Source organism: Massilimicrobiota sp. mt181, from assembly GCF_055420065.1.
In genome coordinates this window covers 1-4,708 of record NZ_JBVAYN010000049.1, presented here as the reverse complement: position 1 = coordinate 4,708, position 4,708 = coordinate 1, and the positions used below count along the sequence as shown (strand labels likewise).

General features: G+C 33.3%; 6 protein-coding genes and 1 riboswitch. Of the genes, 2 read left to right on the top strand and 4 right to left on the bottom strand.

Features of this window, described 5'->3' with window-relative positions; translation table 11 throughout:
- Positions 1-439: DUF4351 domain-containing protein (locus ACZYT4_RS13890; RefSeq protein WP_463786922.1), on the top strand; the 439-nt coding region annotated here is incomplete at its 5' end.
- Positions 440-493: 54 nt separating this feature from the next.
- Here the strand turns inward: ACZYT4_RS13890 and ACZYT4_RS13885 are convergent.
- The 4 genes from ACZYT4_RS13885 to ACZYT4_RS13870 all read right to left on the bottom strand — a co-directional run bounded on the left by ACZYT4_RS13885 (position 494) and on the right by ACZYT4_RS13870 (position 3,904).
- On the bottom strand, positions 494-2,029 hold the full coding sequence (locus ACZYT4_RS13885; protein WP_463786918.1) for an LCP family glycopolymer transferase: 1,536 nt from the start codon (positions 2,027-2,029) through the stop codon (positions 494-496).
- Positions 2,030-2,167: 138 nt separating this feature from the next.
- Entirely contained in the window at positions 2,168-2,632 is a 465-nt protein-coding gene (locus ACZYT4_RS13880; protein ID WP_463786915.1) for a pyridoxamine 5'-phosphate oxidase family protein, read from the bottom strand.
- A 12-nt stretch (positions 2,633-2,644) separates the two neighbouring features.
- On the bottom strand, positions 2,645-3,286 hold the full coding sequence (locus ACZYT4_RS13875) for an ECF transporter S component (protein ID WP_463786913.1): 642 nt from the start codon (positions 3,284-3,286) through the stop codon (positions 2,645-2,647).
- Between the two features lie 3 nt (positions 3,287-3,289).
- Positions 3,290-3,904 (bottom strand): ECF transporter S component, encoded by a 615-nt coding sequence (locus ACZYT4_RS13870; RefSeq protein WP_463786909.1) that lies wholly within the window; start codon positions 3,902-3,904, stop codon positions 3,290-3,292.
- Between the two features lie 59 nt (positions 3,905-3,963).
- A riboswitch (FMN riboswitch) is annotated at positions 3,964-4,082 on the bottom strand.
- Between the two features lie 118 nt (positions 4,083-4,200).
- Between ACZYT4_RS13870 and ACZYT4_RS13865 the strand changes: the two genes are divergently transcribed.
- Positions 4,201-4,695, top strand: coding sequence for a DNA-deoxyinosine glycosylase (locus ACZYT4_RS13865; protein WP_463786906.1), 495 nt, complete (start codon positions 4,201-4,203; stop codon positions 4,693-4,695).
- Positions 4,696-4,708 lie beyond the last annotated feature (13 nt).

Genomic DNA, 4,708 nt, shown 5'->3' with positions numbered 1-4,708 from the left:
TAAGGGATTGAAGATGCTCTATGGAAAAATCGCTCCAGATGATGATTTTAAGGTTAGTCATGAGGTGGCATGTGTTCTAGGAGCCTTGACACATGATAAAGAGATTTACAATCATATCGAACAACAGAAAGGAGACGTAAATATGGGACGATATGTATTAAACATCAGCAAGAAAGCCCGACTTGAAGGAAAAGAAGAAGGAAGAAAAGAGGGAATAAAAGAAGGAAAAATAGAAGGTAAAATAGAAGGCAGAAAAGAAGGTTTACATGAAGGAGTCATCAATACACTACTCCAACAACTTCAATCTAAATTTGGAAAACTATCACCAAAGACCATTCATCAGATTCAAACAAGTAATGATGAACAGCTACATGCCTTAACGATACATATTTTGAATATGAATAGTGAAGAAGATGTCTTAGAGATACTCAAGATATGATCAACAAAACAAAAAAGCGAAATTCTTCAAAATGGAATTTTCGCTTTTTTATATTTATTCTACTGTTGTATCATCTGATGAATCAGTATCCACTTTTACAATATCTCCATTCATCACTGTTTGAATGTATTCTTTTGCCTGTGCAATAGATGCTTCATCAGGCTGTGTCACATAAACACCATTAGCATTGACTGCACTGATATCACCAACAGTTGCTAATTCAAATGTTCTTTGAGATGGGTCACCAGTTAAACGATAAGATTGAACATCCCATGATGCCATATCATTAATTTGCATATTAATGAGTGATTTAATTTCACTTGCACTTAAGTTTGTTTCAAAGCTATCAGATAATGATTCAAAAACACTGTCCATTCTTGTAATAATACTTGGTGAACAACATTTTTTAATAATTGCTTTTAACATCAGCATTTGATTTTTTCCACGAACTTCGTCGCCATCTACAAAAGCATATCTTTCACGGACGAATGATAAAGCATGTTTAGAATCAAAAGTCTGTTTTCCAGGAGCAATTGTATATTTATCCAAACGTGTTGTAAAGACACCATCATCTCTACCAATGACATCATACTTAGGAACTGTCACTTCAATACCACCTAAAGCATCAATGACATTCATAAAAGATGTAAAATTGAATTTTGCATAATAATTCATATCAATATCCATTAAATTTTCTACCGTCTTAATTGTAGCTTCAATTCCACCTTTGGCACTATGTGTCAACTTATCTTTTCCTACAACTCCATCAATACCTTCAATATCCACATAATAATCACGTGGTATACTGATTAATAACACTTGTTTTGTGGTAGGATTAATTGTCGCAATCATATTGACATCTGATAAAGAGAAAGTACTAATAGGTCCTTCTTTATCTCTTCCACTAATGAAAACAATAAATGGTTCTTGGGTTACTTTGGCACTATTAGCTTTGACACTAGCCAATTTAATTGAATATTTCTGTATAATTCTAATCTTCTCATGAAAATTATCTTCAATAGAATCAAAAGAATCCAAATCAACATCTTTAACAATCATGGCTTCAATATCATGATTCAATAAAGCCTGAACCAGCTCAGTATTAGACTGATAAGATGTGACATCAATATCGCCAATATCATCTTCAATCATGGCTTCTGTTTTATTCACATTCACAGCATCGCCATGTGCTGCCCCAAAAGATTGTTCTTTTAAATCTTGAATAGACTGATAAGAAGAATCCTTTAAAACAACAACATCCATTTCTATAATCTCTTCGCTGCCTCCAGTGATATCTGAAATGAAATGAGAACCTTTCATAAAAGACAACGAACCAATAACTAATACAATTGCCAAAACAACATTTAACAACTTAATAATTGTCACTCTGACAGGATGGCAATGATCTCTATCTTTTGAAAGACGATATAATAGAAAGGTCAATAAGAAAATAATAATCACCATAGGAATAAAATATTTTAATGGTAATATACTTAACTCATATGCAACAAAACAAAAGAAAACAGCTGCAAGTAGAGTTATGACCAACAATAATCGTCTAGAAATCAATATCTTGATGAGCTTTTTCATTCAATCCCTCTTTCTTCACTAAATTTCTAACATTATCATTATACACGCTATTTATACAATTACAAAGTAAAAGTACATAATAAGTATAGAAAAAACTTATGAATTTCCCATGAAAAAAGAGAAATCTTCTTTATATTTTTATCTTTTTTCGTCATATTGACGATATTCTACACTTTGTTTTTCAAAATCAATAAAAGTCTGAAATGCTTGATTTTTTTCATCTGTATCCCATATTTCAACAAAAACAGGTTCAACTCTGACTAAAATTTCATCTTCTTCATGACTATAGGCATTATAGCTACCCCATAAATATTGCTGATATAATTTTTCAAATTGACGTCCTGGTTCATCTATAACCAGCCCTAAAATATGAGCCTTGCCTTCAACTTGAATCCCACCATAACATAAAGCTACACGAGGATTTTCATATAACTGCTTTGTTTTTCTAAAATTCTTATCAGTCTTAAAATAAATCGCATCATTATAAATTAGACAACTAACATTTCTGACCATCACATGATCATTCACACTTGATGCTAGTGCCATAATTTTTGATGGTGCCAGTTTTTCAAATAAATATGTTTTGGCTTCTAAAAAATTCATGATTTCATCTCCCTAAATGATATTTTGAATAGCTAAAACAATACAAATGATTGATATGGTAATAAATAAACCAATCCAAACCAATGACTTTGTCTTGGAAGTAGGATGTTCACTCTCTTCGACAAAATGAGCATGACGCAAAATTGTCACAACACTCTTATATAAAAATAGAGTGATTCCTGCATTAAGTCCAGCTTTTAATAAATTAAAAGGAATAATACCCGGTAACAATAATGCAACAACGGCCTCACGAGGCATGCCATAATAAATCGGTGTCACAATATAATTCCAGATAGTCATATTAATTACAGTGACTACAACACCTGATACCAACCCAATCATAGCTCCCTGTTTGGTATGCTGATGTTTATAAACAGCAGCTGCAACACAGGCAAATGAACAAGTGGAAATCATATTCATTAAAACATCTAAGATTGTTCCACCTTTGATCATGATTTCCAATACAGAACAGATTCCACTCATAATCAAAGAGGTCATTGGACCATAGATAAACCCACCTATCACAATGATAATATCTTTAGGATCATAGGTGAGCCATGTCACAGTTGGAACAAGCGGAATAAACGCAAACATGTTCACAATCATGGCTAACGCACAAAGAATACCAATCGTTGCAATCTTTTTGACTTTCATTGTCTACACACCAGCTTTCGCAAAATGTTTTAAAGGAACACTGATTTTTTTATAGACAATAAAGGTAATAATAGATGCTACACCACATTTAATCAGATTAAATGGCACAACGCCAAATAAAGCCAATGACCACAAATCATTAACTAGTGGACATACAGCATGGCACATCTGAATAATTGTATCTACTGACCATCCCATCATATTCACATAGAAAGGAATGATCATATAAACATTAGAAATCACCGCAGCCAATGTACAAACCAAAGTTCCAACGATCATCCCTGTTAAAGCTGATGATTTTGATTTATGACGATCATAAATCCAGATGGCTGGTAAAACATAGGCACAGCTGACAATCAAATTAGATAGCTCTCCCACAAAAGCTGTACTGGTTCCTACAATCGCCAGTTTTATCAAAAGTTTGACAATCACAATCAAAACGGCTGCCACAGGTCCTAAAGCAAAACCTCCAATAATTTCAGGCAATGCAGCCAAATCAAAATCCATAAATGGTGGCATGAATGGCAAAGGTGTTCTGATTAACATCAACAGTCCCCCTAATGCTCCTAACATACCAATTAAAGCAATTCTTTTCACATTCAATTTTTTTGTTTTCATTTTTCTGTCTCCTTTTTTCAAAAAAAATAACTTAAACAAAAATGTCTAAGTTGCACAGAAAATGTCTTTTCTCATCCGGACTATACCGTCGGTTCTGGAATTTCACCAGATCAGTCGCTTTCGCGAGTCATGGACTATCACCATCGGTAGGGACTTACACCCTGCCACAAAGACGTTATTCAATTTTGAAAACCGGTCATTGAATTGACACAATCTGTATTCTTATCATATACCCATTTCACTTTTTTGTAAATAAATATATAAAATTTGTTATAATATTGTGAGAGGTGATATGCATGCTAGCAAAACATAATATTGATCCTATTTATGATCAGAATTCAAAAATTTTAATACTTGGTTCTTTCCCTTCTGTCAAATCACGTGAAGCTCAGTTTTTCTATCATCATCCACAAAACCGTTTTTGGAAAGTGCTTGCAGCTCTCTATCATCATGCGCCTTTAATGACAATTGAAGAGAAGAAAAGCTTTTTGATTCATCATCATATTGCTGTATGGGATGTTATTCAAAGTTGTGATATTCAAGGCTCAAGTGATAGTTCCATTCAACATGTTGTCGTTAATGATATAGCGACTTTATTGAAACAGACACAAATTGCACATATTTATACAAATGGCAAAAAAGCGCATCAGCTCTATATGAAATATTGTTATCCACAAGCAAAACTCTTAGACATCTGCTTACCTTCCACATCTCCAGCTAATGCTGCTTATTCCTTAGAAAAGCTCTGTGATCAGTGGCAACAAATTACACAACTCAACAACATAGACTGACAATCTCATAGAC